We start from the raw sequence: 25,809 nt of genomic DNA, 5'->3' as shown, positions 1-25,809 counted from the left end.
CAGACGCAGAAGGCGGTGCACGGGTGAGCTCGGGAGGTCTGGAGCTGCCCCCTGGTGACAGCGGGCACGAGGGTGGCCCGGCGGACGCCCCTGGAAGCGCGCAGGCCGGGGTGCCGGCCGGGGCGGTCTCGCTGGCCCCGCCGGAGAGCGGCGGCGCACGCACCGGAGCCGAACTGGACTGGGGCGCGGACGCCTGGAGCGAGGTCCGTACCCGCGCGCAGCGGGCGGGACGGGCCTACATCTGGCTGAACCTCATCGAGCAGCGGCTGCGGGCCGTCGTCGGCGCGGTCCTCAGGCCCATCTACGAGCCCGTGCACGGTCAGGACGACTGGGTTGTCGCGGCGGCCGGGCCCGCCGGGCAGGAGTGGGTCCAGCGGGCGGTGGCCGTCCGCGAGGTCAGCCGGCGCAAGGGCTACCTCCTGGACCCGGCCGACGACAACGTACTGAGCTTCCTGACGCTGCCCCAGCTGCGGGAGCTGATGGTCCAGCACTGGCCCTGCTTCGAGCCGTACTTCGACGACCGCCGGGAGATCGAGCTGGCCCTCGACGAGCTGGAGGTCACCCGCAACGTGGTCTCCCGCAACCGGGCGCTCTCGCGGGCCGTCCTCGAACAGGCGGAGCGGGCATCGGCGCGGCTGCTGGAGGTGCTGGGCGGCGGCGCGGGCAGCCCGGGGGCGGACCGGCTGCCGATCGACGCGGTCGAGGACCTGGTGGGCGACCGGTACGCCGACGTCATCTCCGTCCATCCCGACCGGGTACGGCTCCAGCGCCAGTTGCCGGCCGAGGACCTGTTCGGGGGTGCGCGGCGACTGGACGCCATCGGCATAGGCCTGAACCTGCTGGTGCAGAACTTCTCCGGCCGAAGACTCGTGCGGCTCACGGAGGCGGGCTGCCGGGTGCGCCTGCTGTTCCTGAACCCGGCGAGCAGCGCCGTCAAGCGGCGCGAGCGGGAGCTCGGGCTGCGCAAGGGCGAGCTGAGCCGGTCCGTGGAGATGAACATCCTGCACGTGCGGCGGGTCCGGGCCGGGCTGCGGGACGCGTCGCGGTTCGAGATCCACGTCTTCGACGAGACTCCCCGCTTCACGGCGTACCTGGTGGAGGGGGAGTCCTCGGGCATCGCAGTGGTCCAGTCGTATCTGAGGCGCGCGCGGGGCATGGAGGCCCCGGTGCTGGTGCTGCGCGGGGGCGGCCGGGGGGTCCCCAAGGACGCCGACCACGGACTTTTCACCACGTACCGGGAGGAATTCGAATCGGTTTGGGAGGATTCCCGCCCGGTGTCCTGACTGTCAGTGGCCCATGGCAGGCTGAAAGTCGTTGACCGGAAGTCTGTACGGGGGAGGGGCGCCATGGCGGCGTGGCACGGGGGAGCGCTGGTCGGATTCGATCTGGAGACGACGGGCACGGAGCCGGGGGAGTCCCGGATCGTGACGGCCGCGGTGGTCGAGGTGCACGGCGACGAGGTGCGCGAGCGGCGTGCCTGGCTCGCCGACCCGGGGATACCCATCCCGGAACAGGCTTCGGCGATCCACGGCATCAGCACGGCGCGGGCCGTCGCGGACGGCCGTCCGGTACGCCAGGTCGCCGACGAGGTGGCGGCCGTCCTCACGGACCACTGGCTGCGCGGCTCAGTGGTCGTCGCGTACAACGCCGCCTTCGATCTGACGCTGCTGGCCGCGGAGTTGGCCCGGCACGGGCTGCCGTCCCTGGCGGACCGGCTGGGCGGGGCGCGGACGGGCCCGGTGGTGGACCCGCTGACCATCGACCGGGCCGTGGACCGCTACCGGCGCGGGAAGCGGACCCTGGAGGCGGTGTGCGGGGTGTACGGGGTCGTCCTCGACGCCGCGCACGACGCGGGGGCCGACGCGCTGGCAGCGGTCCAGGTCGCCCGGGCCATAGCCGCACGGCATCCGGAGGTGGCCGCGCTCAGTCCGTCGGACCTGCATGACCGGCAGGGCGCCTGGCACGCCCGCTGGGCCCGCGACTTCCAGTCGTACCTGCGGGGCCAGGGCAGCCCGGACGCCGTCATCGACACGGCGTGGCCGCTTCGGGGGCTCATACCGGCCGGGGCCTGAGCCCCACGGGGCGAGGCCCAGGGGGGCGGGCCCGCGCGCGGATGCCGGACATGAGCGGTTCGCCGCGGGGGATGCCGGCGGGGTCGGGCGGGGAAGGGCCGCGGCTTGGGGCGGGTCTTCGGGCCGGGTCTTCGGGGCCGGGCTTCCGGGCGGGCTTTTCGGGGCGGGGGCTCAGAAGGGGTGCCAGCGGGTCTCGGTGTCGCCGTCGCGGAGCGAGGTGACGCGGCGGCGGAACTCCGTGCGGGCCGCCGGGTTGGCCGGGGTGTGCTGGGCGACCCACGCGCAGCTCGCCGTCTCGCGCGCGCCGCGCAGCACCGCGCAGCCGGGCCACTCGCGCACGTCCCATCCGTAGGCCGTCACGAACTCCTCGTACGACTGGTCGGGCAGCCCGTACCGGTCGCGGGAGAGGGCCATCACCACCAGGTCGTGCTCGCGCAGGTCGGCCGACACGGTCTCCAGGTCCACGAGGACCGGTCCGTCCGGTCCGACGTGCACGTTGCGGGGCAGGGCGTCACCGTGGATCGGCCCGGGCGGCAGGTGGGGCGTCAGCGCGGCCACCTGGCCGGCGTACGCGTCGCGCCGGGCCCGCAAGTACGCCGCGTCCGCCGGGCCGACCGCGTCACCGGCGAGCCGGAGCCAGCGTTCGACCCCGCCCAGCAGGTCCCGCGCCGGCATCGCGAACGGCGGTGCGGGCAGGGCGTGGATCCGCCGCAGGAGGAGCGCCAGATCCTGCGGGGCCGCCGGGCGGACCGCCTCCGGGAGGCGGTGCCACACCGTCACCGGGTGCCCGTCCACCAGCCGCGCCCCCGGCTCGGCCGCCCGGACCGCGGGAACCCCGCTCGCGGCGAGCCACTCCGCGACCGCCACCTCCCGTTCGGCCCGCTCCAGCAGCGCCGCATCCCGGCCCACCTTGACCACCAGGTCGCCCACCGCGAAGACGGCGTTCTCGCCGAAGGCCAGCAGCTCGGCCCCGCCGGCGACCCCCGCCGCCGTCAGTACGTCCCTGGCCCGCGCCTCGTCCATGCCGCTGTCCCGCCCGTCCCTGTCCGGATCGTCCCCTGCCACCACGTCCCGGCCAGTCTGCCATCCCCGCCGACGGCCGTTCTGACCCACCGTCACCCTCCGGTCCGGCACGGCCGGCGGGGCGGCTCACACGTCGGAGTGAATCCGTTTGCACGAGACGTATCGTCTCGTTATGGTCGGACTCGTGACCACAGCCAAGCCCGCACACATCGCCATGTTCTCCATCGCAGCCCACGGGCATGTGAACCCGAGCATCGAAGTGATCCGGGAACTCGTCGCCCGCGGTCACCGCGTCAGCTACGCCATTCCCGCCTCCTTCGCCGACAAGGTCGCCGAAACCGGCGCCACCCCCGTCATCTGGCGCTCGACCCTGCCCACCGACGACGAACCCGAGGCGTGGGGCACCGAACTGATCGACCACCTCGAACCCTTCCTCGAAGACGCGGTCCAGGCACTGCCCCAGCTCGCCGCCGCCTTCGAAGGCGACGAGCCGGACCTCGTCATCCACGACATCACCGCCTACCCGGCGGTCGTCCTCGCCCGCCGCTGGGGCGTCCCCGACATCTCCCTCTCCCCGAACCTGGTCGCCTGGACCGGCTACGAGGAGGAGGTCGCCGCGCCCATGAAGGAGCAACTGCGGGCCACCGAACGCGGGCGGGACTACTACGCGCGCTTCCGGGCCTGGCTCGACGAGAACGGCATCGCGGACGACCCCGACCGCGTGGTGGGCCGCCCCCGCCGCAGCATCGTGCTGATTCCGAAGGCCCTCCAGCCGCACGCCGACCGCGTGGACGAGTCCGTCTACACCTTCGTCGGCACCTGCCAGGCCGACCGCGGCGCCACCCAGGGGACCTGGCGGCGGCCGGCCGCCGCCGAGGGCAAAAAGGTGGTCCTGGTCTCCATGGGCTCCACCTTCACCAAACTTCCCGCCTTCTACCGCGCCTGCATGGACGCCTTCGCGGACCTGCCCGACTGGCACGTGGTCCTGCAGATCGGCAAGTTCACCGACGAGGCCGAACTCGGCGAGATCCCCGCCAACGTCGAAGTCCACCGCTGGGTTCCCCAGCTGGACATCCTGCGGCAGGCTGACGCGTTCATCACCCACGCGGGCGCCGGCGGAAGCCAGGAGGGCATGGCGACGGGCACGCCCATGGTCGCCGTCCCCCAGGCCGTCGACCAGTTCGGGAACGCCGACATGCTCCAGGGGCTGGGCATCGCCCGGCACGTCCCGATGGACGAGGCCGACGCCCCCACCCTGCGCGACGCCGTCCTCTCCCTGACCACCGCTCCCGAGGTCGCCGCCCGCGCCGAGGCCATCCGTACGCAGATGGCTGCCGAGGGCGGGGCCCGGCAGGCCGCCGACCTCATCGAGGCCGAACTGTCCTGACGGGCCCGCGTCGCCGCTCTCGGCGCGGTCGGCCGGCACTGCTTGCCGGCACTGTCAGTGGGGCGCCCTATCGTTCGGGACATGAGCCCTCAGCCCACAGCCCGCACGACCTACGCGGCCCTGCTGCGCGGAATCAACGTCGGCGGGAGCAAAAAGGTCCCGATGGCCGAGCTGCGCGCCGTCATGGAACAGCTCGGCCTGGACGACGTACGGACATACCTGCAGAGCGGCAACGCCGTGTTCAGCAGTACGGAGCAGGACCCCGACGCGCTCGCCCGCCGGCTGGAGGCGGCCATCGAGGCGCACTTCGGCTTCCCCGTCCCCTGCCTCGTCGTGGACGGCCCGCACCTGCGCGCCGTGGCCGAGGCCTGCCCGTTCCCGGCGGCCGAACTCGAAGGCAGACAGCTTCACGCCATGTTCCTCTCCGCGCAGCCCTCCCCGGAGCGCTACGCGGCCATCGACGCGCAGGCCTTCCTCCCCGAGGAGTTCCGCCTCGGCGACCGCGTGGTCTACCTCTACGCACCGGGCGGCCTCGGCGTCTCCAAGCTGGGCGAGGTGCTCCACAGACCGGCCCTCCTCAAGGGCCTCGACGCGACGACCCGCAACTGGAACACCGTCGTCAAGCTGGTCGAGTTGACCCGCGACTGACACGGCCGCCGCAGCCGGAGCCCCGGTCCCGGCGCCGGGACCGGGATGTGCCAGGCTCGGGGCATGCGGTACATCATCATCGGCGCCGGGGCGATCGGCGCGACCATCGGCGGGCGGCTCGCGGAAGCGGGCCCGGAGGTCGTCCTCGTCGCCCGGGGCGCGCACGCCCAGGCGCTCGCGGCGGACGGGCTGCGGCTCACGACGGTCGGCGGAGAACGGGTCCACCGGCTGCCCGTCGTCACCGGCCCGGCGGAGCTGGGCGAACTGCGGCCGGACGACGTGCTGCTGCTCACCGTGAAGACCCAGGACGCGATCGCGGCGCTGGACGCCTGGGGCGACGCGGAGGTCGCGGGCGGGGGCACGGCGGCGCAGCGCCTGCCGGTGCTGTGCCTCCAGAACGGCGTGGAGAGCGAACGGCTGGCCCTACGGCGCTTCGCGCGCGTGTACGGGGTCTGCGTCTGGCTGCCCGCCACCTTCCTGGAGCCGGGTGTGGTCTCGGCGCTGTGCGCACCGCTGAGCGGCATCCTGCACCTGGGCCGCGCGGCCGGGGGAAGCGACGCCCGGGCCCGGGCGATCGCCGCCGACCTGGAGAAGGCGGGCTTCGGGGCGCCGGTCGTCGAGGACGTGATGCGGTGGAAGTACGCGAAGCTGCTGGGCAACCTGGGCAACGCGATCCAGGCGACGACGGGGCCGGAACCGGATCCGGCGAAGGCGGCGCTGCTGCTCAGGGCGATCCGCGAGGGCAAGGCGGCGTTCGACGCGGCCGGGATCGGTTACGCCTCCGATGCCGAGCAGGCGGCGGCGCGGGACGGGAAGGTCGAGCAGCCGGCGGGGGTGCGGGGCGGGTCGTCCTGGCAGAGCCTGGCGCGGGGGACGGGGTCGGTGGAGGCGGACTACCTCAACGGGGAGATCTGCCTGTTGGGGCGGCTGCACGGGGTGGCCACGCCGGTGAACGAGACGTTGCGGCACGCCGCGAACATCTTCGCGCGGGAGGGGCTGCCGCCGGGGGCGATGGCGGTCGAGGACCTGGCGGCCCTGGCCGATGAGGCGGTTGCCCGGGGGTAGGGGCCGGTGCCGGTGCCGGTGCCGGTGCGGGGTTGCCGCTGCGGGGTTGCCGCTGCGCGGGGCCGGTCCCCGACCCGCCCTTCCTCCGTTCACCGGGGCTCCGCCCCGGACCCCGTACGTGCGCTGCGCGCCCGTGCCCTCAAGCGCCGGGCGGGCTGGGGGGCGGGGACGTGCCGTGCCCTCAGGCGCCGGGCGGGCTGGGGGGCGGGGACGTGCCATGCCCTCAAGCGCCGGGCGGGCTGGGGGGCGGGGACGTGCCGTGTCCTCAAGCGCCGGGCGGGCTGGGGGCAGGGGGGCGATCTGAGGGTGCTCAGGCCGAGAGGGCAGGGGTGAGGGCCGGGGTCAGGATTGCCGCGTCGTAGCGGTGGAGGAGGAGACGGGCCAGTTCCGGGGCCGGGCCGAGGACGGGGGACACGAGGTCCGCGCCCGCGGCCGCCGCGCCGGCCGCGATGCGGTCCGGGAGGCGGCCGGGGGCGATGACGTACGGGGCCACGGCCACCCGGCGGGCGCCCTCGGCGCGCAGGGCCCGTACGGCGTCCTCCGTGCGGGGCAGGGAAGCGGAGGCGAACGCAGGCCGCACGGCACACCAACCGGTGCGCCGCCACTCCCGCGCGATTTCAGCGATCACTGCGATCGCCTCCGGGTCTGAGGAACCGGCGGACGCGAGCACCACACCGGTGGTGGCGCGGTCCGCCGGGGTGAGGCCTGCTTCCGCCAGGCGCCGCTCCAGCGCGCGGACCAGCAGCGGCGACGGGCCGAGGACGTCCGCGACCCGGACCGAGAGGCCCGGCAGGCGGCCGGCGGCTTCCGCCAGCACCGCCGGGACGTCCGTCTTGGCGTGGAACGCCCGGGTGAGCAGCAGCGGGAGCGCCACGACCTCCCGTACCCCCGCCAGGTGGAGGCGGGTCAGGACCTGTGGCACCGAGGGGGCGTTGAAGTCCAGGAACGCCGTCTCCACGCGCAGGCCGGGCCGCTGCGCCCGGGCGCGCCGGGTGAGGGCGTGCACGGTCGCGGCGTGCCGCGGATCGCGGCTGCCGTGGGCTATGACCAGGAGTACGGGGGAACGGAACACGGTACTCAGCTCAGCTCTTGACCAGCAGGCCGCGGCTGCGCAGCACCCACCGCTCGACCGGGCTGAAGATCAGCAGGTCGATGGCGATGCCGACGATGAGGATCAGGAGGATCGCGAGGAACACGCCCGGCATGTCGATGTTGTTCCGGCCGTTCTCCAGCAACTGGCCCAGCCCCAGACCCAGGTCGGGGGAGGACGCGATGATCTCGGCGGCCATCAGCGAGCGCCAGGAGAAGGCCCAGCCCTGCTTGAGGCCGGCGAGGTAGCCGGGCAGCGCGGCCGGCATGACCACGTGCCAGGTGCCCTTGAGCCCCGTGGCGCCCAGCGTGCGGCCGGCCCGCAGGAACAGCGGCGGGACCTGGTCGACGCCCGACACCAGGCCGTTGGCGATGGACGGCACCGCACCGAGCAGGATGACGGCGTACATCATCGCGTCGTTCAGGCCGAGCCAGATCACCGCCGGCGGCACCCATGCCACCGAGGGCAGCGACTGGAGGCCGGACAGGATCGGGCCGATCGCGGCGCGGACGAATTTCACCCGCGAGACCAGCAGGCCGAGCGGGGTGCCGATGGCCAGGGCCAGCAGGAAGCCGAGCAGACCGCGCGAGACGCTGGTCCAGACGACGTCGAGCAGGGTGCCCTTGAGCCACATGCCGGTCAGGCCGTCCCACACCGCGGACGGCGAGGGCAGCTTGGTCTCGTCGGCGACGTGGGCCGCGACGAGGACCTGCCAGACCACGAGGACCAGACCGACGGCGACCGCGGGCGGCAGGACCTTCTTGAGGAGGACCTCACGGACCGGGGTGCGATGGGTCTGGACCGCGTCGAGCGCGTCCAGGCCGGCCTCAAGGCCCGCCAGGTCGTCGCTCTTGGCCTTGGGGGCGGTGTCAGTGCTGGCCATGGCGGCGGATCTCCCCACGCAGGTGTTCAGTGATCTCCAGGGACAGTTCCGCGACGTCCGCGTCCTCGATGCGGCGCGGCTGCGGGATGTCCACGGTCCATTCCTTGGCGACCCGGCCGGGCCGCGAGGACAGCAGGACGACGCGCTGGGCGAGGCGCACGGCTTCCCGGACGTTGTGCGTGACGAACAGGACGGACAGGCCCGTCTCTTCCCAGATCCGGGTCAGCTCGCCGTGCAGCACGTCCCGGGTGATGGCGTCCAGCGCGGCGAACGGCTCGTCCATCAGCAGCAGCCGGCTGTCCTGGGCCAGGGCGCGGGCCAGTGCCACGCGCTGGCGCATGCCGCCCGACAGTTCGTGGACGCGCTTGCCGTACGCCCCGCCGAGCCGGACCAGCTCCAGCAGCCGCTCCGCCTCCGGCTTGCGGTCGGCCTTGGCGACCCCGCGCAACCGCAGTGCCAGTTCGATGTTCTTGCCCGCCGTGAGCCAGGGGAACAGGGCGTGCTCCTGGAACATCAGGGCGGGGCGGCCGGCGGTCTCGATGCTGCCCGCGCTGGGCTCGTCGAGTCCGGCGACCAGGTTGAGCAGGGTGGACTTGCCGCACCCCGAGGCCCCCAGGAGGGTGACGAACTCTCCCGGGGCGACATCGAGGCTGATGTCGTCCAGGACGAGCTGCGATCCGGCCGGGCCGGGGAAGGACTTCGAGACGTGCTCGATGCGCGCGGCGTGCGTCCGCTCCGCTACCGCGCCCTCGGCAGCCTTGGCGAGCGTGGTGGCCATGGTCGTCACCTCCTGGGGGATTCGGGTTACGGGCTTACTTGACGCCGAGACCGGCGTCGGAGACCTCGGGCTTGCCGGCGGCCTTGAGCACCTTGTTCAGGAGCGTCAGGTCGTAGATGCCGGTCAGGTCGGGCTGCTCGATGAGCTTGGCCTTGACCGCCCAGTCGGACTCCGTCTTGAGGGTGCCCGCCAGCGGGTCGTCGGTGACGAGGATGCTCGGCCACGCCGGGTCGATGATCTTCGCGTCGAGCGGCTTGCCGCCGTCCGCCGCGAGCTTCGCGTTGGCGGAGGCCTTCGCCTTGTCCGGGTTGGCGTTGATCCACTCGTTCGTCTTGACCGTGCCCCTGAGCACGGCCTCGACCACGTCCGCGTGCTCCTTGAGGAACTTCTGCGACACGATGACGTTGGTGATCACGAACTTCTTGTCGGGCCACAGGGACGTCTCGTCGAGGAGCACGGAGCCGCCGTCGGAGACGAGCTTGGAGGCCGTGGGCTCCGGCACCCAGGCGCCGTCGATGGAACCCTGCTTGAAGGCGTCGGGGGTGACCTTGTTGTCGGTGCGGACGACGGAGACGTCACCCTTGCCCGACTCGGGGTCGACCGACCAGCCCTTCTCGGAGATCCAGTTGAGGAACGCGACGTCCTGCGTGTTCCCCTTCTGCGGGGTGGCGATCTTCTTGCCCTTGAGGTCGTCCAGGGTCTTGATCTTGTCCGGGTTCACGACCAGCTTGACGCCGCCTGAGGCGGATCCGGAGATGATCCGCAGGTTCTGGCCCTTGGACTTCACGTAGCCGTTGATCGACGGCGAGGGGCCGATGAAGCCGATGTCGAGGGAGCCGCCGTTGAGGGCCTCGATCTCGGACGGACCGGCGTTGAAGGTCTGCGGCTTGATCGTGGTGCCGCCGAGTTCCTTGGCGATCAGGCCCTCCTGGAGGCCGACCAGGGCGGTGGCGTGCGTCAGGTTCGGGAAGTACCCGATGCGGACCTCGGGGGCGGAGAGCTTCTTGGCGTCGGCGGCGGGGACGGCGGCCGTCTTCGCGTCGTCCTTCGTCGCCTGGGAGCCGTAGCCGCAGGAGGCGAGGGCGCCGATCAGCAGGGGCAGGGCGGCGGCGGCGCCGCGGCGAAGGGTCTTACGGGCGGTGGTGGCGGTGGCAGGCACGCGAGGGATTCCTCTCGGAGCGCCGTGGGGTCACGGCGCGGGTCTTCGTCTTCGCAGCGAGGGCGGGCAGGGCTGGTGGGGGGTGTGGGCGCGCATGCGGTGCGCGTACGTCATCGCGCACATCGCCCCACCCCTCCCTGGCCGCTGCCGAGGTGGCCGCTGCCTACGCGGCCGCCCTCCTTGGCGAAGGTCGAGTAGATGTCGACGGTCATGGCTTAGAAGTCCCATCCCTCGTCGTCGGCCTGGACGGCCTCGGTTTCGGCGTCGTGGGCGTGGGCCGCGAAGGCCTCGCCCGCCATGCCGGCCGCCAGGGTGGTCCCGTCCGCCGGGTCGATCAGCAGGAAGGACCCGGTGCGGCGCGAGTCGGCGTACGCGTCGAGCGCGAGCGGCTCCGCGGTACGGACGACGACGCGGCCGATGTCGTTGGCGACCAGTTGCCCGGGGTCCGGGTGCTGGGACAGGTCGTCCAGGGTCAGCCGCGAGGGGATGTCCTTGACGATCGCCTTGACGGTGCGGGTCGTGTGCTTGAGCAGCACGCGCGCGCCGACGGCCAGCGGCTGGTCCGCGACGTGGCACACCGTCGCCTCGACGTCCTGCGTGGTGGCCGGGGCGCTCGCGGACGGGGCGATCAGGTCCCCGCGCGAGATGTCGATGTCGTCCCTCAGCCGCACCGTCACCGACTGCGGCGCCCAGGCGATGTCGACGGACTGACCGAGCGCGTCGATGCCCTCGATGACCGAGGTACGGCCCGACGGCAGGACGGTGACGGCCTCGCCGACGCGCAGCACGCCGGAGGCGATCTGGCCCGCGTAGCCGCGGTAGTCGGGGTGCTCGGCGGTCTGCGGCCGGATCACGTACTGCACCGGGAAGCGCGCGGGGCAGGCGGTCAGGTCATGGCTGACCGGCACGGTCTCCAGGTGCTCCAGCACCGTCGGCCCGCCGTACCAGTCCATGTGCGCCGAGGGCTCCACGACGTTGTCACCGGCGAGGGCCGAGATCGGGATCGCGGTGATCTCCGGCACGCCCAGGTCCGAGGCGTACGCGGTGAACTCCTCGGCGATCTTCGCGAAGACCGCCTCCTCGTAGCCGACGAGGTCCATCTTGTTGACGGCGAGGACCACGTGCGGCACGCGCAGCAGCGCCGCGACGGCCGCGTGGCGGCGGGTCTGCTCGATGACGCCGTTGCGGGCGTCGACGAGAACCACGGCCAGGTCGGCGGTGGAGGCGCCGGTGACCATGTTGCGGGTGTACTGCACGTGCCCCGGGGTGTCGGCCAGGATGAACCGGCGCCGGGCGGTGGCGAAGTAGCGGTACGCCACGTCGATGGTGATGCCCTGCTCCCGCTCGGCCCGCAGGCCGTCGGTGAGCAGCGCGAGGTCGGGGGCGTCCTGCCCGCGCTGGGCGGAGACGGCCTCGACGGCCTCCAGCTGGTCGGTCAGCACCGACTTGGAGTCGTGCAGCAGCCGTCCCACCAGCGTGGACTTGCCGTCGTCGACGGAACCGGCGGTCGCGAAGCGCAGCAGCGTGGTCGCTGCCAGGTCGTCGAGCCCGGCGACCTGATCGGTGGTGGAGGTCATTTCTAGAAGTACCCTTCGCGCTTGCGGTCTTCCATCGCGGCCTCGGACATCTTGTCGTCGGCGCGGGTGGCGCCCCGTTCGGTGAGGCGGGAGGCGGCGATCTCGGTGATCACGGCGTCCAGCGTGGTGGCGTCGGAGTCGACGGCACCGGTGCAGGACATGTCACCGACGGTGCGGTAGCGGATGAGACGCTTCTGCGTCGTCTCGTCCTCCTTGGGGCCGCCCCATTCGCCGGCCGTCAGCCACATGCCGTTCCGCTTGAACACCTCGCGCTCGTGTGCGAAGTAGATCTGCGGCAGCTCGATGCCCTCGCGGGCGATGTACTGCCACACGTCCAGCTCGGTCCAGTTCGACAGCGGGAACACGCGCACGTGCTCGCCCGGTGCGTGGCGGCCGTTGTAGAGCTGCCACAGCTCGGGGCGCTGGCGGCGCGGGTCCCACTGGGAGAACTCGTCGCGCAGGGAGAAGACGCGCTCCTTGGCGCGGGCCTTCTCCTCGTCGCGACGGCCGCCGCCGAAGACCGCGTCGAACCTGAGCTTCTGGATCGCCTCGGTCAGCGGAACGGTCTGGAGCGGGTTGCGGGTGCCGTCCGGGCGCTCGCGCAGCTTGCCGGCGTCGATGTACTCCTGGACGGAGGCCACGTGCAGGCGCAGGCCGTGCTTCTCGACCGTGCGGTCGCGGTACTCCAGCACCTCGGGGAAGTTGTGCCCCGTGTCGACGTGCAGCAGCGTGAAGGGCACCGGCGCGGGCGCGAACGCCTTGAGCGCCAGGTGCAGCATGACGATGGAGTCCTTGCCGCCGGAGAAGAGGATCACCGGCTTCTCGAACTCGCCGGCCACCTCGCGGAAGATGTGCACGGCCTCGGATTCGAGGGCGTCGAGGTGGGACAGCGCGTAGGGAGCGTCGGTCCCCTCGTGCAGGTGGGCGACGGTCGTCATGCCAGACCCCTCTCGGTGAGCAGCGCGTACAGGGCCGAAGCCGACTCCTGCACGGACTGCGTGTGCGACTCGATCCGAAGGTCCGGGGAGTCCGGAGCCTCGTACGGGTCGTCGACCCCGGTCAGACCGGAGATCTCGCCCGCCGCCTGCTTGGCGTACAGGCCCTTCACGTCGCGCTCGGAGCAGACCTCGACCGGGGTGGCCACGTGGACCTCCAGGTAGGCGGTGCCCGCGGCGGCGTGCCGCTTGGCGACGGCCTCGCGGCTGTCGGCGAACGGCGCGATCACCGGCACCAGCGTCTTGACGCCGTTGCTGGCCAGCAGTTCGGCGACGAAGCCGATCCGCTGCACGTTCGTGTGCCGGTCCTCCCGGCTGAAACCCAGGCCGGCGGAGAGGAACTCGCGGATCTCGTCGCCGTCGAGGACCTCCACGCGGTGGCCCTCGGCCCGCAGCCGCTCGGCCAGCGCGTACGCGATGGTGGTCTTGCCCGCGCTCGGCAGCCCGGTCAGCCACACGGTGGCGCCCTGGTCGCTCACGCTCATCGTTCTCGTCTCCGTCGGTTCTTCGATGTCGGTCATCAGCCGTGCAGTCCGCACTCGGTCTTCGCCCGCCCGGCCCAGCGGCCGGCCCGCGCGTCCTCGCCCTCCGCCACGCGGCGGGTGCAGGGGGCGCAGCCGACGGAGGCGTAGCCGTCCATCAGCAGCGGGTTGGTCAGCACGCCGTGCTCCGCGACGTACGCGTCCACCTGGTCCTGCGTCCAGCGGGCGATCGGCGAGATCTTGACCTTCTGCCGCTTCTCGTCCCAGCCGACCACGGGGGTGTTCGCCCGGGTCGGGGACTCGTCGCGGCGCAGGCCCGTCGCCCACGCCTCGTAGGCGGTCAGGCCCTCCTCCAGCGGCTTGACCTTGCGCAGCGCGCAGCACAGGTCCGGGTCCCGGTCGTGCAGCTTCGGGCCGTACTGGGCGTCCTGCTCGGCGACGCTCTGGCGCGGGGTGAGGGTGATGACGTTGACGTCCATCACCGCCTCGACCGCGTCACGGGTGCCGATGGTCTCCTCGAAGTGGTAGCCGGTGTCGAGGAAGACCACGTCCACGCCGGGGAAGGCGCGGGACGCCAGGTGTGCGACGACCGCGTCCTCCATCGAGGAGGTGACGGCGAACTTCTTCCCGAAGGTCTCGGCGGCCCAGGTGAGGATCTCCAGCGCGGAGGCGTCCTCGAGGTCGCGGCCCGCCTGCTCGGCCAGTGCCTTGAGGTCCCTGGTGTCCTGCGTCGCCGTTTCCCGAGTCGTCGTCATATCGCTTCCCCTCCAGGCTGTTCGGACCGAACGCCCCGGGCCAGCAGCCCGAGGTACCTCAGCTGGAAGGCTCGGTTGCAGGCCCTGCATTCCCAGGCGCCGTGACCCGTTTCGTGGGGAAACAGGTCCTCGTCGCCGCAGTACGGGCAGTAGAACGGTGCGGCGCGCTCGCTCACGACAGGCTCTCGTCGCTCGCACGGCCGACCCAGGCGGCGAAGCGCTCGCCGTCCTCGCGCTGCTCCTGGAAGCGCGTGACGACCCGCTCCACGTAGTCCGGCAGGCCCGCCGAGGTGACCTTGAGGCCGCGGACCTTGCGGCCGAAGCCGGCCTCCAGGCCGAGCGCGCCGCCGAGGTGGACCTGGTAGCCCTCCACCTGGTTGCCGTTCTCGTCCAGGACCAGCTGCCCCTTGAGACCGATGTCCGCCACCTGGATACGCGCGCAGGCGTTCGGGCAGCCGTTGATGTTGATGGTGAGCGGCTCGGCGAAGTCCGGCAGCCGGCGTTCGAGTTCGTCGATGAGCGAGGCGCCGCGCGCCTTGGTCTCGACGATGGCCAGCTTGCAGAACTCGATGCCGGTGCAGGCCATCGTGCCGCGGCGGAACGGGGACGGCTTGACCCGCAGGTCCAGCGCCTCAAGGGCCTCGACCACGGAGTCGACTCGGTCGGCGTCGATGTCCAGCACGATCATCTTCTGCTCGGCGGTGGTGCGCAGGCGGCCGGAGCCGTGCTGCTCGGCCACGTCCGCGATCTTGGTCAGGGTGGCCCCGTCGACGCGGCCGACCCGGGGCGCGAAGCCCACGTAGAACCGGCCGTCCTGCTGCCGGTGTACGCCGACGTGGTCGCGCCACTGGCCGGAGGGCTGCTCGGGCGCCGGGCCGTCGGTGAGCTGCCGCTTGAGGTACTCGTCCTCCAGCACCTGGCGGAACTTGGCCGCGCCCCAGTCGGCGACGAGGAACTTCAAGCGGGCGCGGGTGCGCAGCCGCCGGTAGCCGTAGTCGCGGAAGACCGAGATGACGCCCTCGTAGACGTCCGGGACCTCGTCGAGCGAGACCCAGGCGCCCAGGCGGACGCCGAGCTTGGGGTTGGTCGAGAGGCCGCCGCCGACCCACACGTCGAAGCCCGGGCCGTGCTCGGGGTGGTTCACGCCGACGAACGCGACGTCGTTGATCTCGTGGGCCACGTCGAGCAGCGGAGAGCCGGAGACGGCGGACTTGAACTTGCGGGGCAGGTTGGAGAAGGCCGGGTTGCCCACGATGCGGCGCTGGATCTCATCGATGGCGGGCGTGCCGTCGATGATCTCGTCCTCGGCGATGCCGGCGACGGGCGAGCCGAGGATGACGCGGGGGGTGTCACCGCAGGCCTCGGTGGTCGACAGGCCCACGGCCTCCAGACGGCGCCAGATCTCCGGGACGTCCTCGATCCGGATCCAGTGGTACTGCACGTTCTGCCGGTCCGTGAGGTCGGCGGTGCCGCGGGCGAACTCCTCGGAGATCTCGCCGATGACGCGCAGCTGCTCTGTGGTCAGCCGGCCGCCGTCGATGCGGACGCGCAGCATGAAGTACTTGTCGTCCAGCTCCTCCGGCTCCAGGACCGCGGTCTTGCCGCCGTCGATCCCGGGCTTGCGCTGCGTGTAGAGGCCCCACCACCGCATACGGCCGCGCAGGTCGTTGGGGTCGATCGAGTCGAAGCCGGTCTTGGAGTAGATCGTCTCGATGCGTGTCCGCACGTTGAGACCGTCGTCGTCCTTTTTGAACTGCTCGTTGCCGTTGAGGGGGGTGTGGTGTCCGACGGCCCACTGGCCCTCACCGCGGTGACGGCCGGTCTTGCGGCGCGCGGCTGCGGCTGCGGGCGTTTCGGGGGTGGCGGCCATGGCGGTACGTCCTTCTTCGGCGGCTCAGGGCAAGGGCAGGGGGAGCGGCGGCGTGACCCCCGCACGCTGAGCAGGTGTGGCTGATGGCCGCGCCAAGGCCGGTTGTGCCGGCGGGCAGGGCGGATTTCAGCCGTCAGGGGGCTGGTGGAGGCCGTACGGCCCCGGGGTCGACGCGTCCGCGGCAGCGGGGACAGCGGCGATGTGCGGCGGTTGCTGGTTCCGTCAGCGCGCCGGACAGATGGCGCTGGACATGCGGCCGAGGTCGACGTGCCGCCGACTCACCAAGGCAATTCCAGCTCCATTCATGGCGGAAGCGTGGCACGGGCCGATTGGAGGAGTCCACTAGTGTCCAGGATTCGGACGAACTGGTCTCGCATGATGGGATGGCGTGATCCAGGTCACCCCTGCCGCGCGTTTCGCCCGCCGCCCGCGGGCCGGCGCTCAGGCGCCCGGCCAGGGACCCGGCGTCGGGGTCAGGGGCTTGGCCTCCGTCTCCGTCTTGAACACCTTGAAGCCCCGGCGCAGGTAGTTGTCCATCGCCGTCGGACCGTCCTGGCTGCAGGTGTGCAGCCACACGCGGCGGGTGGGAGTCAGATCCGGCCACCGCCGGGCGAGGTCCCACGCCCGGGCCGTGCCGACCGACAGCAGGTGGCCCCCGATGCGGCGGCCGCGGAAGTCCGGCAGGAGACCGAAGTAGACGATCTCCACCACACCGCCGGGCTGCGGGTCGAGTTCCACGTAGCCCGCCGGCGTACCGCGGTCATACGCCACCCACGTCTCCACCCCCGGCCGCTCCAGCTGCTCCACCCACTCGGCGCGGGTCAGCGACAGCCGGTCCGTCCAGTGGATGTCCCCGCCCACCGAGGCGTAGAGGAACCGGCTGAACTCGGGCGAGGGGACCTCCGCCCGGGCGATCGTGATCTCCGGGCCGGGGACGGCCGCCGGTACGAGGTCTTCCGACGAGGTCATTTCCAGCGACCAGGTGGTCAGCGTGATGGTGCTCATGCAGGTCAGGGAATCACATGACCTCGCGGGGCCCCCAGCCACCCGTCCCGGCCCAGGCGGGCCCGCACCACCGCGGGCGCCGTGGAATGGGGCAGCAGCTGCGCCGGGACCGCCGGGCGGATCAGTTCCACCTCCACGTCCTGCGCGAAGCGGTACGGCCGGTGCGCCAGCACCCCGGCGAGGTTGCGGCGCACCCGGGACATCTCCGCGCGGACCGTCACCGTGCGGCTCGGGTCCCCGAACAGCTCGGCGGCCAGCTCGGCCGCCGAGCGCCCCCGCGGGCTCTCCGCCAGCAGGAACAGCAGCTCGGCGTGGCGCGGACTCAGTTCCAGCGACCAGCTGCCCGCGGCCCCGTACACGGTCGCCGACCACGACCCGGCCCGGCTCAGGTCCAGGACCACCCGGCTCGCCGCCCCGCTGCCGGCACGCGACTCCTCGATCCGCAGCAGCCAGCCGCCCGGCAGCGGCTCCACCGCGCAGTGGCCCAGCTGCGGCACCCACACCCGCCCGGGCCCGAACCCCTTCGGCAGCGGGATCCGGTCCGCCGGGGCCAGACCCGTCGCCGCCGCCGTCCAGCCCTGCGGGTCCACCGCCACCGCACGCCCCGGCAACCGCGCCAGCAGCGGCGCCGCGACCGTCCGCAGCCGCTCCAGGGACTCCAGGTGCCGGATCCGCAACTCGCGCTCGGCGAGCCGGGCCACCGAGGTCACCCAGGCCAGCGTCGCCGGGTGCATGGTGGCCAGCGGGCCGCTGACGTCGACGACCCCCAGCAGTCGGCCGTCCCTCGGGTCGCGTACGGGGGCCCCGGCGCAGGTCCAGTCGTGGTGGCTGGAGACGAAGTGCTCCGCCGAGAACACCTGGACCGGCCTGCGGGTCACCAGGGAGGTGCCGACGCCGTTGGTGCCGACGACGGCCTCCGCCCAGTCGGCGCCCACCGCGAAGCCCAGCCGGTCGGCGCGGCGCAGGATCGAGGAGTGCCCCTCCCGCCACAGCAGCCGCCCGTCCGCGTCGGCGACGACCATGATGTGCAGGGCCTCGTCCAGCTCGGGCAGCAGGCCCTCGCGCAGCACCGGGAGGATCTCCCGCAGCGGCGAGACCTGCCGGCGCTCCTCGGTCTCGGCCGCCGACAGCAGCCGCGAGCGCGCGTCGCGGTCCGGGTGCACCCCGCCGGCCATCATCCGCCGCCAGGACTCGGCGATCTCCGGGCGCGGGGCCACCGGCAGGCGGTCACCGGCCAGCGCGGCCGCCCGTACGCCCTTGAGCAGACGCGCCGCCTCCCGCGCGTCCATGGCGGAGATGCGCGCCACATCGACCGTGCTGCCTGCGGTGTCGGCCACCGGAACCTCCCCGTGGACAGTCAAGGAGCTGACTGCGTGACTCGTTCGACCGGTTACTGGTTCGACTGGTTCCAGAGGCGAAGGGTTGCAACCCGGGTTGCAACCGTATGCAACCCTCGCCAACCTCCGGTCGCCCGACCGAAACTATCGGCACGCCGCCGAGCGGCGTGACAGCTCCTTCCTCGGGGCTTCTCGGACCAGGGGCGGCGCCGAGTCGGCGCGGCGCCGCCCCCGGTCTCGGGTCAGCGGGCACGGATCCCGGCGCGGAACGGTTTGGGGACCGCTACCGGCCAGCGATCCGGGCCCGTGCACCACCCGCCGCTCCAGTCGGCGGCCGGACCCGTACGCGCCCGCTCTCAGCCGGTGATCCGCGCCCGTTCCACCACCGCTCCCAGGCCCAGGCTGTGCGGCAGCGTCCCGAAGGCCGCCCCCCAGTCACCGCCCAGGCGCGAGGCGCAGAACGCGTCCGCCACCTCCGGCGGGGCCCACCGCACCAGCAGCGACCCCTGCAGCACCAGCGCCATGCGCTCCACCACCCGCCGGGCACGCGCTTCGATGCCCTCCAGGTCCGCGAGGTCCGTCAGCAGGTCCTTGACGGCCGCATCCAGCCGGTGATCGGCGCCCCGGGCCAGCCCCACCTCCTGGAGGAACGCGTTCAGCGCCTGCGGCTCCCTCCCCCTACGCCCGGCGGCGTGGGGGGACCCCCAGAGGGCGCGCAGCACGTCCAGGGCCTGGACGTTGCCCGACCCCTCCCAGATCGAGTTGAGCGGGGACTCGCGCAGCAGGCGCGGCAGCCCGGACTCCTCGACGTAGCCGTTGCCGCCCAGACACTCCAGGGCCTCCGCCACCATCGGCGTACACCGCTTGGTCACCCAGTACTTGGCCGCCGGCACCGCGAGGCGCAGGAACGCCCGCTCCTGCTCCGTACCGGCGTCGTACGCGGCCGCCAGGCGCAGGGTCAGCACCGTCGCGGCCTCCGACTCCAGGGCCAGGTCGGCCAGGACGTTGCGCATCAGCGGCTGCTCGATGAGCCGCGCCCCGAAGGCGGAGCGGTGCTCGGCGTGGTGGACGGCCTGGGTCAGCGCCTGGCGCATCAGGGAGGCCGAACCGATCACACAGTCCAGCCGGGTCGCGGCGACCATCTCGATGATGGTCCGTACGCCCCGCCCCTCCTCGCCGACCCGCTGCCCCCACGTCCCGTCGAACTCCACCTCGCTCGACGCGTTCGACTTGTTGCCCAGCTTGTCCTTGAGCCGCTGGATCGCGAAGGCGTTGCGGGTGCCGTCCGGCAGCACGCGCGGCACCAGGAAGCAGCTCAGGCCTCCGGGGGCCTGAGCCAGCACCAGGAAGCCGTCGGACATCGGCGCGGAGCAGAACCACTTGTGCCCGGTCAGCACGTATTCGCCGGACGCGTCCAGCGGCTTCGCCACCGTCGTGTTCGCCCGTACGTCGCTGCCGCCCTGCTTCTCCGTCATGCCCATGCCGAAGAGCACGCCGGCCTTCTGCCCCGGCGGCCGCAACCCCTCCTCGTACACGTGCGAGGTCAGCCGCGGCTCCCACTCGGCGGCCAGGACCGGGTCCGTCCGCAGCGCCGGGACCGCCGCGTGCGTCATCGAGACCGGGCAGCCGTGCCCCGACTCGGCCTGCGACCACAGGAAGAACCCCGCCGCGCGGCGCAGGTGCCCGGCCGGGCGGCCCCACGCGTCGGTCAGCCCGGAGGTCACCGCGTGCCCCAGCAGCCGGTGCCACGCCGGGTGGAACTCGACCTCGTCGATCCGGTTCCCGTACCGGTCGTGCGTGCGCAGCTCGGGTGGGTTCGCGTTCGCCTGCACCCCCCAGAGCTGCGCCTGCTCCGAGCCGGTCGCACGACCCAGGGAGATGAGCTCCTCCCGTACCTCCGCCACGAGCGCGGGGGGCGCGTCGGCCAGGTGCCGCTCGACGCCCTCGGACAGGGCACGGTCGCCGGAGTAGGCGTCGTAGCCCACGAGGGGCGGAGCCTGATTGGTCACTGTGTGGGTGGTGGCTGCCATGCGGATACCGTAAGGACGTGCAGCCAGCAAAAGAAACACCCGAGCGGATCCCAGGGCGGCCGGGACGGCTCCACCGGGCCCGCGCGCTCTACCGCAACGTGTCCAAGCGCAAGATGGGCTGGCTGCTGCTCAAGGACACCGTCAACTCGTGCGTCGAGTACCGCATCCTCGGCCTGGCCGCCGAAGCGGCCTTCTTCACCCTCCTCTCGCTCCCCCCGCTGTTCGTCGGCCTCCTCGGCCTCCTCGGGTACGTGGACGGCTGGACGGGCGGCACGTTCGTCGCCAGCATCGAGGAGAACATCCTGCGGGCGGTCGGCACCGTCCTCTCCGACCGGGGCGTCAACGAGATCGCGAGACCGATGCTGGACGACGTGACCCGGGGCGGCCGCCCCGACCTCATCTCGATCGGCTTCGCCTTCGCACTGTGGTCGGGATCGCGGGCGGTCAACGTCTTCATCGACACCATCACGGTGATGTACGGCCTCGACGGGCAGCGCGGCATCGTCAAGACCCGGCTGCTGGCGTTCCTGCTGTACGTCGTCGCCCTCGTGGTCGGCGCGATCGTCCTGCCCCTGATGGTCGCGGGCCCCGACGCCGTGGTGCGGTGGGTGCCCTGGAGCACCGAAGTGATCGCCGTGCTGTACTGGCCGACCGTCACACTGCTCTCGATCGTCTTCCTGACGACGCTCTACCACGTCTCCGTCCCCGTTCGATCCCCGTGGATCGAGGACGTGCCGGGCGCGCTCGTGGCCCTGGCGATGTGGGTGCTCGGCTCGTTCCTGCTGCGGATCTACCTGACCAACACCGTCGAGGGACCGACGATCTACGGGTCCCTGGCCGCGCCCGTGGCCGTGCTGCTGTGGATCGGCGTCTCGGCGTTCGCCGTGCTCGTCGGCGCGGCCGTGAACGCCGCCATCGACCGGGTCTGGCCCTCGCTGGCGACTGCGGCGGCGCGCGAGGCGAACGAGCGGGTGCGGGAGGCGGAGGCCGCCCAGCTGATCGCGCGGGCGGCGGCCTGGCGGGCCCTGGCCGAGGGGGAGTCCGAGGACGACGAGGACGCCGGAATGCCCTCGGAGTTCCCCGAACGCTGGTCGAACTTCCTGCCGCCCGACGACTATTCCGCGCGGCTGCGCAAGCACTGACTGCGCCGGGGCGGCCTGTCAAGGCCGCCTCGCGCGGGCGGTGGGGGCGCCTGCTAGGGCGGTGCGGGCGCCGCCTTTCCGAACGGGCGGGAAAAGCGTTGGCGTTGGCCGCGGCGGCGTTGTTACGGTGATCCGGTTCCCGGCCGCCGCCACGCGTTGTGCCGGTCGGGGGACGGCCAGTTCGTGCATGACCCGGAGGTGAGTCCATTGATGACTGTCGTGACGCAGGGCGCTGCCCGCACCCACAAGACCGTCAATGCCACCTCCGTGGCCTCCGGCTGACCCCACACCTCCGCGCGCGCCACCGGGCGTGCGCCGCCGGGGCCACCCCTGTGAAGGGTTCCCCTTGTCTTCTTCTGTTTCCGACGCCCGCGCGCTCACCCTCACCGCCTTCGGCTGGGACGACGCCTGGGCGGCCGAATTCGCCCCGTACGAGGCCCAGGGCCTGCTGCCGGGGCGCGTCGTACGCGTCGACCGGGGCCAGTGCGACGTCATCACCGCGGACGGCACCGTCCGCGCCGACACCGCTTTCGTCACCCCCCACGACCCGCTGCGGGTCATCTGTACGGGTGACTGGGCCGCCGTCGAGCCGGCCGGCAACCCCCGCTACGTGAAGGCGTACCTGCCGCGCCGGACCGCTTTCGTGCGGTCCACCTCCTCGCAGCGCTCCGAGGGGCAGATCCTCGCCGCGAACGTCGACCACGCCGTCATCGCCGTCTCGCTCGCGGTGGACCTCGACCTGGGCCGGATCGAGCGCTTCCTGGCGCTCGCCTGGGAGTCGGGGGCGCAGCCGCTGGTCGTCCTGACCAAGGCGGACCTCGTAGCGGACCCGGTGGTGCTCGCCCACCTGGTCCAGGACGTGGAGACCACCGCCCCGGGCGTGCAGGTGCTGACGGTGTCCTCCCTGACGGGCGAGGGCACGGACGTCCTGGCCGCGGTCGTGTCCGGCGGCACGAGCGTGCTGCTGGGCGTCTCCGGGGCCGGGAAGTCGACCCTGGCCAACGCGCTGCTCGGCGCCGAGGTGATGGAGGTCCAGGAGGCCCGGGAGGTCGACGGCAAGGGCCGCCACACCACCACGACCCGCAACCTGCTGGCGCTGCCGGGCGGGGGCGTGCTGATCGACACCCCGGGGCTGCGGGGCGTCGGGCTCTGGGACGCCGAGTCGGGGGTCGGGCAGGTGTTCTCGGAGATCGAGGACTACGCCGCCGACTGCCGTTTCCACGACTGCGCGCACGTCGCGGAGCCGGGGTGCGCGGTGCTCGCGGCGGTGGAGTCCGGGGCGCTGGCGCAGCGGCGGCTGGAGAGCTACCGCAAGCTGCTGCGGGAGAACCAGCGGATCGTCGCCAAGACGGACGCGCGGCTGCGGTCGGAGCTCCGGCGGGACTGGCGGTTGAAGGCGGCCGAGGGCCGGGCCAACCACTCCGCGAAACGGGGCGGCCGCGCCTGACCGCCACCCGCCCCTGCGGCCCGTGCCTGACGCCGCCCCTGCGGGCCGGGGCAGCCGGTTAGGCGCTGCCCCGGCCGCAGCGGTTGGGGCGCGGTTCGTCCGCGAGGCCGCCCCGGCCGCACGGGTCGGGCGGTTCCGCCGCGGCGCCGCCGCCGGGCACGGGGCGGCCAGGTCTGACTGTCTGTCGCCCGCGGGGCAGCCGACCCTGCGGGCTCGGGCGGTGACGCCTGTCCCTGCGGGCCCGGCGCGCCCCGTTGGGGCTCGCGGACCCGGCCTGCACCGGTTCGGGTGGTTCGTCCGGGAGGTGGGCCCGGCCGCAGAGGTCGGGCGGTTTCCTCTCGACGCCGACCGGGCCCTGGCCCTCCTCGCCCGCGGCCGGGCCGGAGGGTGACGCCGTCCCTGCGGGCCGGGGTGGCCGACCAAATGCTGCCCCGGTCGCACAGGTGGGGCGGCTCGTCCGCGGTGCCGCCGCCCCTGCGGCCGGGAGGCCGGGCCTGACTGACTGTGGACCCCCGGGGCAGCCGACCCTGCCGACCCGGGGGGTGACGCCGTCCCTGCGGGTCGGAGGCAGCCGGTCAGGCGCTGCCCCGGCCTGCCTCGGTTCCGGCGGTTCCGCCGCGGTGCCGCCGCCCCTGCGACCGGGGCGGCCGGGCCTGCTTTCTGTCGCCCCCCGGGGCAGCCGTCCCTGCGGGCCGGGGTCGGCCGATCGGGCGCTGGCCCGCGCCGCCGGCCCGGCCCGGCCCGCACCGGTTCAGGCGCCGCTGCCCCGCTCCGCCCCGCCGGTTTGGGGCGGCGTTCAGGCGTCGGCGGGGTCCAGGCCCCAGGTGAGGACGCGGTCCGGGTGGATCCGGATGACCTCGGGGCTGAAATGGGGGCCCAGGGCGTGGGTGCCGACCTCCAAGGTGGCGTGGCCGCGGATCTCGATGCCGCGCACGCGCCACGGTCGGGTGCTCACCAGGTCGTCGACGACCAGCGACAGCCTCGGGTTCGCCTTGAGGTTGCGCCACTTCTTCGTCTTGCCCATCGCCGACCCGCCGACGAGGACCGTGCCGTCCTCCTGCGGGAAGAACCCCACCGGATTCGCCTGCGGCTGCCCGTCCCGGTCCACCGTCGCCAGCCTGCCCAGACGCTGGGACCGCAGGTACGCCAGTTCCGCCTCGCTGAAACCCTTGAACCCCGTTGTCGTCATACCGGCAGCCTCGCACCCCGGCCGGGACCCCGCAGCGGGACGGAGCCGGCGTCCAGGTCTACGCCCCGACGACCACGCCCGCCCACGCCGCCGTCACCGTCAGGCACGCCAGCAGTTCCACCAGCACGCTCGTCCCCACCGCCCGCATCACGACCCGCGCCGACGTCGGGCCTCCCCGGACGAGCCCAGGCGCAGGCGTTCGCTCAGACAGACGCCGCCCACGAAGCCCGGGACGGCCCCCACCACCGGGACCAGTACGAAGCCCAGCACCGCGCCCGCGCCCGCGCAGACGACCATCCGGCGGTGGATCCCCACCCCCCGCAGCCGGCGCGGCGGCAGCAGCCAGATCACCACCTGCACCAGCAGCAGCAGCCCCGTCGACGCGACCAGCAGGATCCACGCCGCCGCCGAGCGCTCGTGCAGCGCCCACCACAGCACCCCGGCCCACACCAGCCACGCCCCGGGCACACCCGGCACCATCACCCCCAGCAGCCCGAGCAGCAACACCAGCCCCACCAGGAGCAGCTGAGGCAGATCCATCTGCTCAGCGGGGCCGAACGGCCCCTACCGGGCCACCCAGCCCCGCTCGTACGCGTACCACCCCAGCTGCAGCCGAGTCGTGACCCCGGCCAGTTCCATCAGCCCCTTGACCCGGCGCTGCACCGTCCGCAGCCCCAGCTCCAGGTGCTTGGCCACGCTCGCGTCCGTCATCCCCGCCAGCAACAGGCTCAGGATCTCCAGGTCGGTGGCGTCCGGGGTGTCCAGGGACTGCTCCGCCGAGCCCGTCGCGCCCAGCCGCAGCGGCAGGGACTCCCGCCACACCGCCTCGAACAGCCCCGACAGGGACTCCAGCAGCCCCGACGCGTGCACCACGAGGGCCGTCGGCTCCGCGCCCGGCGCGGTCAGCGGCACCATCGCCAGACTCCGGTCCGCGATCACCAGTTTCGTCGGCACCCTCGCCGTGACCCGGACGTGCTCGCCGCGCGCCAGCGCCGTCGTCGCCTCACGGATCCCCGTCGGCTGGGTCAGCACCTCCCGTTCGATGACGACCCGGTAGGCGACGCCCCGTACGACGGCCCGCTCCTCCGCCTCGTTCTCCGCCCCCGTCACCACCTCCGGGCGGCTGTCGACCAGCGCGCACACCTCTTCCACCGCCCCCAGCTGGAGCTGCACGAAGCGGTGGGCGACCGCGCTCGCGCCCGTCACCACCTCCACCAGGTCGTGCACCGACGGCTCGGCGGCCTCCGCCCGGTACTCCTGCGCCAGCAGCGTCGCCGCCAGTTCCGCCCGCTCCAGCTCGTGCCGCTGCTGGGTCAGCAGCGCGCCCAGCGCCACCCCGGGCGGGGCCGCCACCCAGCGCCCGGGCCGGGCCGAGGACTGCGCCGCCAGGCCGTGGCGTTCCAGGTGCCGCAGCGCCCCCTCGGTCTGCCGTACGGGGAGCGACAGCCGGTGCGCCAGGTCGGGCACCTCCGCCGCGCCCAGCGCCACCAGCGCGCGGTACGCCGACTCCTGGCCCTCGTCCAGGCCTATCGCACCCAGCAACCCTTCCACCCACCCCTTCGTACCGTTCCTGGCGGGAAGCGGCCACGGCGCGAACCCGCCGCCGACATCATCGCCGCATCCCCGGGCCCTCTGCCAAGGTGAGGGCACCGAAGTAGAACATCCGCAGGCCACGAGCCCACGCCGAGCGGGAGCCCGCCGTCGCCACCGAGGCGGAACCACGGTCGTGGCGGCGCCCGCACCCCCCGGACGGTCGAACGGAACGGCGGAATTCGCCGTTGTGTACGACGGGAACGCGAGGGGCCCACCGGGCGGCGGCCCGGTGGGCCTCTTTCGTGCATTCGGCGTTTTCCGCCCCCGCGGGCGGCCGAGAAT

24 protein-coding genes and 1 pseudogene are annotated in these 25,809 nt (G+C 73.1%); 7 read left to right on the top strand and 18 right to left on the bottom strand.

Annotated elements, in window-relative coordinates; genetic code table 11:
* Positions 1-23: 23 nt before the first annotated feature.
* Both ACIA6C_RS27040 and ACIA6C_RS27035 read left to right on the top strand, forming a co-directional pair.
* Positions 24-1,283, top strand: coding sequence for an SAV2148 family HEPN domain-containing protein (locus ACIA6C_RS27040; RefSeq protein WP_361131850.1), 1,260 nt, complete (start codon positions 24-26; stop codon positions 1,281-1,283).
* A 63-nt stretch (positions 1,284-1,346) separates the two neighbouring features.
* Entirely contained in the window at positions 1,347-2,072 is a 726-nt protein-coding gene (locus tag ACIA6C_RS27035) for an exonuclease domain-containing protein (RefSeq protein ID WP_361131853.1), read from the top strand.
* A 171-nt stretch (positions 2,073-2,243) separates the two neighbouring features.
* On the opposite strand, the gene ACIA6C_RS27030 is transcribed toward ACIA6C_RS27035, so the two are convergent.
* On the bottom strand, positions 2,244-3,095 hold the full coding sequence (locus ACIA6C_RS27030) for a phosphotransferase enzyme family protein (RefSeq protein ID WP_399279822.1): 852 nt from the start codon (positions 3,093-3,095) through the stop codon (positions 2,244-2,246).
* Between the two features lie 172 nt (positions 3,096-3,267).
* On the opposite strand from ACIA6C_RS27030, the gene mgt reads away from it, so the two are divergent.
* The 3 genes from mgt (at position 3,268) to ACIA6C_RS27015 (ending at position 6,195) form a co-directional block, all read left to right on the top strand.
* The gene (mgt, locus tag ACIA6C_RS27025; RefSeq protein WP_399279649.1) at positions 3,268-4,482 is read left to right on the top strand and encodes a macrolide-inactivating glycosyltransferase; all 1,215 of its coding nucleotides are present in this window, start codon (positions 3,268-3,270) and stop codon (positions 4,480-4,482) included.
* 81 nt (positions 4,483-4,563) lie between these two features.
* A complete protein-coding gene (locus ACIA6C_RS27020) occupies positions 4,564-5,130 on the top strand; it encodes a DUF1697 domain-containing protein (RefSeq protein WP_366081794.1) in 567 nt (188 codons plus the stop codon).
* A gap of 63 nt (positions 5,131-5,193) precedes the next feature.
* Positions 5,194-6,195 (top strand): ketopantoate reductase family protein, encoded by a 1,002-nt coding sequence (locus ACIA6C_RS27015; protein ID WP_399279647.1) that lies wholly within the window; start codon positions 5,194-5,196, stop codon positions 6,193-6,195.
* 310 nt (positions 6,196-6,505) lie between these two features.
* Here the strand turns inward: ACIA6C_RS27015 and ACIA6C_RS27010 are convergent, their stop codons facing one another.
* The 14 genes from ACIA6C_RS27010 to ACIA6C_RS26945 all read right to left on the bottom strand — a co-directional run bounded on the left by ACIA6C_RS27010 (position 6,506) and on the right by ACIA6C_RS26945 (position 20,156).
* The gene (locus ACIA6C_RS27010; RefSeq protein ID WP_399279645.1) at positions 6,506-7,267 is read right to left on the bottom strand and encodes a sirohydrochlorin chelatase; all 762 of its coding nucleotides are present in this window, start codon (positions 7,265-7,267) and stop codon (positions 6,506-6,508) included.
* A gap of 10 nt (positions 7,268-7,277) precedes the next feature.
* The gene (locus ACIA6C_RS27005; protein WP_399279643.1) at positions 7,278-8,168 is read right to left on the bottom strand and encodes an ABC transporter permease; all 891 of its coding nucleotides are present in this window, start codon (positions 8,166-8,168) and stop codon (positions 7,278-7,280) included.
* A complete protein-coding gene (locus ACIA6C_RS27000; protein WP_361131874.1) occupies positions 8,155-8,946 on the bottom strand; it encodes an ABC transporter ATP-binding protein in 792 nt (263 codons plus the stop codon). The genes ACIA6C_RS27005 and ACIA6C_RS27000 overlap by 14 nt, the downstream gene beginning before the upstream one ends.
* Positions 8,947-8,980: 34 nt before the next feature.
* Positions 8,981-10,105: an aliphatic sulfonate ABC transporter substrate-binding protein gene (locus ACIA6C_RS26995; RefSeq protein ID WP_399279641.1), complete on the bottom strand. Its 1,125-nt coding sequence runs from the start codon at positions 10,103-10,105 to the stop codon at positions 8,981-8,983.
* 215 nt (positions 10,106-10,320) lie between these two features.
* Entirely contained in the window at positions 10,321-11,682 is a 1,362-nt protein-coding gene (locus ACIA6C_RS26990; protein ID WP_399279639.1) for a sulfate adenylyltransferase subunit 1, read from the bottom strand.
* A gap of 2 nt (positions 11,683-11,684) precedes the next feature.
* Complete coding sequence (cysD, locus tag ACIA6C_RS26985) at positions 11,685-12,620, bottom strand: sulfate adenylyltransferase subunit CysD (protein ID WP_366082167.1); 936 nt, start codon at positions 12,618-12,620, stop codon at positions 11,685-11,687.
* Positions 12,617-13,162, bottom strand: a complete 546-nt coding sequence (cysC, locus tag ACIA6C_RS26980; protein WP_399279820.1) for an adenylyl-sulfate kinase — start codon at positions 13,160-13,162, stop codon at positions 12,617-12,619. Before cysC ends, cysD begins: the two co-directional genes overlap by 4 nt.
* Before the next feature lie 35 nt (positions 13,163-13,197).
* Positions 13,198-13,914: a phosphoadenylyl-sulfate reductase gene (locus ACIA6C_RS26975; RefSeq protein ID WP_399279637.1), complete on the bottom strand. Its 717-nt coding sequence runs from the start codon at positions 13,912-13,914 to the stop codon at positions 13,198-13,200.
* Positions 13,911-14,090, bottom strand: coding sequence for a hypothetical protein (locus tag ACIA6C_RS26970; protein WP_361131890.1), 180 nt, complete (start codon positions 14,088-14,090; stop codon positions 13,911-13,913). The genes ACIA6C_RS26975 and ACIA6C_RS26970 overlap by 4 nt, the downstream gene beginning before the upstream one ends.
* Positions 14,087-15,784, bottom strand: a complete 1,698-nt coding sequence (locus ACIA6C_RS26965; protein WP_361131892.1) for a nitrite/sulfite reductase — start codon at positions 15,782-15,784, stop codon at positions 14,087-14,089. Before ACIA6C_RS26965 ends, ACIA6C_RS26970 begins: the two co-directional genes overlap by 4 nt.
* A 222-nt stretch (positions 15,785-16,006) precedes the next feature.
* On the bottom strand, positions 16,007-16,090 hold the full coding sequence (locus ACIA6C_RS26960) for a putative leader peptide (RefSeq protein WP_312847410.1): 84 nt from the start codon (positions 16,088-16,090) through the stop codon (positions 16,007-16,009).
* Between the two features lie 135 nt (positions 16,091-16,225).
* The gene (locus ACIA6C_RS26955) at positions 16,226-16,789 is read right to left on the bottom strand and encodes a GNAT family N-acetyltransferase (protein WP_399279634.1); all 564 of its coding nucleotides are present in this window, start codon (positions 16,787-16,789) and stop codon (positions 16,226-16,228) included.
* A 5-nt stretch (positions 16,790-16,794) separates the two neighbouring features.
* Entirely contained in the window at positions 16,795-18,078 is a 1,284-nt protein-coding gene (locus ACIA6C_RS26950; protein ID WP_361132049.1) for a GAF domain-containing protein, read from the bottom strand.
* Between the two features lie 404 nt (positions 18,079-18,482).
* Positions 18,483-20,156, bottom strand: a complete 1,674-nt coding sequence (locus ACIA6C_RS26945; RefSeq protein ID WP_399279632.1) for an acyl-CoA dehydrogenase family protein — start codon at positions 20,154-20,156, stop codon at positions 18,483-18,485.
* 17 nt (positions 20,157-20,173) lie between these two features.
* Between ACIA6C_RS26945 and ACIA6C_RS26940 the strand changes: the two genes are divergently transcribed.
* Both ACIA6C_RS26940 and rsgA read left to right on the top strand, forming a co-directional pair.
* Positions 20,174-21,298, top strand: a complete 1,125-nt coding sequence (locus ACIA6C_RS26940; RefSeq protein ID WP_329199328.1) for a YihY/virulence factor BrkB family protein — start codon at positions 20,174-20,176, stop codon at positions 21,296-21,298.
* Positions 21,299-21,644: 346 nt separating this feature from the next.
* On the top strand, positions 21,645-22,745 hold the full coding sequence (rsgA, locus tag ACIA6C_RS26935; protein WP_361131902.1) for a ribosome small subunit-dependent GTPase A: 1,101 nt from the start codon (positions 21,645-21,647) through the stop codon (positions 22,743-22,745).
* A gap of 796 nt (positions 22,746-23,541) precedes the next feature.
* Here the strand turns inward: rsgA and ACIA6C_RS26930 are convergent.
* The 3 genes and pseudogenes from ACIA6C_RS26930 to ACIA6C_RS26920 form a co-directional block, all read right to left on the bottom strand.
* A complete protein-coding gene (locus ACIA6C_RS26930) occupies positions 23,542-23,934 on the bottom strand; it encodes a PPOX class F420-dependent oxidoreductase (RefSeq protein WP_399279630.1) in 393 nt (130 codons plus the stop codon).
* Between the two features lie 58 nt (positions 23,935-23,992).
* A pseudogene (locus ACIA6C_RS26925) lies at positions 23,993-24,474 on the bottom strand (DUF456 domain-containing protein).
* Positions 24,475-24,498: 24 nt separating this feature from the next.
* A complete protein-coding gene (locus tag ACIA6C_RS26920; protein ID WP_399279818.1) occupies positions 24,499-25,476 on the bottom strand; it encodes a helix-turn-helix domain-containing protein in 978 nt (325 codons plus the stop codon).
* Positions 25,477-25,809 lie beyond the last annotated feature (333 nt).

It is taken from the genome of Streptomyces sp. NPDC051578 (assembly GCF_044454045.1).
Classification (GTDB): domain Bacteria; phylum Actinomycetota; class Actinomycetes; order Streptomycetales; family Streptomycetaceae; genus Streptomyces.
Note: the sequence above shows the minus strand (reverse complement) of the source record. Positions and strands in the feature narration are given on the sequence as shown.

What these genes read in the sequence shown, in the direction of transcription:
- ACIA6C_RS26955 (WP_399279634.1), bottom strand. Translation starts at nt 16,789, where the DNA reads ATGAGCACCATCACGCTGACCACCTGGTCGCTGGAAATGACCTCGTCG.
- ACIA6C_RS26990 (WP_399279639.1), bottom strand. Translation starts at nt 11,682, where the DNA reads ATGACCTCCACCACCGATCAGGTCGCCGGGCTCGACGACCTGGCAGCG.
- ACIA6C_RS27000 (WP_361131874.1), bottom strand. Translation starts at nt 8,946, where the DNA reads ATGGCCACCACGCTCGCCAAGGCTGCCGAGGGCGCGGTAGCGGAGCGG.
- cysD (WP_366082167.1), bottom strand. Translation starts at nt 12,620, where the DNA reads ATGACGACCGTCGCCCACCTGCACGAGGGGACCGACGCTCCCTACGCG.
- ACIA6C_RS26950 (WP_361132049.1), bottom strand. Translation starts at nt 18,078, where the DNA reads ATGGACGCGCGGGAGGCGGCGCGTCTGCTCAAGGGCGTACGGGCGGCC.
- ACIA6C_RS26975 (WP_399279637.1), bottom strand. Translation starts at nt 13,914, where the DNA reads ATGACGACGACTCGGGAAACGGCGACGCAGGACACCAGGGACCTCAAG.
- ACIA6C_RS26960 (WP_312847410.1), bottom strand. Translation starts at nt 16,090, where the DNA reads ATGAATGGAGCTGGAATTGCCTTGGTGAGTCGGCGGCACGTCGACCTC.
- ACIA6C_RS26965 (WP_361131892.1), bottom strand. Translation starts at nt 15,784, where the DNA reads ATGGCCGCCACCCCCGAAACGCCCGCAGCCGCAGCCGCGCGCCGCAAG.
- mgt (WP_399279649.1), top strand. Translation starts at nt 3,268, where the DNA reads ATGGTCGGACTCGTGACCACAGCCAAGCCCGCACACATCGCCATGTTC.
- ACIA6C_RS27030 (WP_399279822.1), bottom strand. Translation starts at nt 3,095, where the DNA reads ATGGACGAGGCGCGGGCCAGGGACGTACTGACGGCGGCGGGGGTCGCC.
- ACIA6C_RS27020 (WP_366081794.1), top strand. Translation starts at nt 4,564, where the DNA reads ATGAGCCCTCAGCCCACAGCCCGCACGACCTACGCGGCCCTGCTGCGC.
- ACIA6C_RS26930 (WP_399279630.1), bottom strand. Translation starts at nt 23,934, where the DNA reads ATGACGACAACGGGGTTCAAGGGTTTCAGCGAGGCGGAACTGGCGTAC.
- ACIA6C_RS26945 (WP_399279632.1), bottom strand. Translation starts at nt 20,156, where the DNA reads ATGGCAGCCACCACCCACACAGTGACCAATCAGGCTCCGCCCCTCGTG.
- ACIA6C_RS27015 (WP_399279647.1), top strand. Translation starts at nt 5,194, where the DNA reads ATGCGGTACATCATCATCGGCGCCGGGGCGATCGGCGCGACCATCGGC.
- ACIA6C_RS27035 (WP_361131853.1), top strand. Translation starts at nt 1,347, where the DNA reads ATGGCGGCGTGGCACGGGGGAGCGCTGGTCGGATTCGATCTGGAGACG.
- ACIA6C_RS27005 (WP_399279643.1), bottom strand. Translation starts at nt 8,168, where the DNA reads ATGGCCAGCACTGACACCGCCCCCAAGGCCAAGAGCGACGACCTGGCG.
- cysC (WP_399279820.1), bottom strand. Translation starts at nt 13,162, where the DNA reads ATGAGCGTGAGCGACCAGGGCGCCACCGTGTGGCTGACCGGGCTGCCG.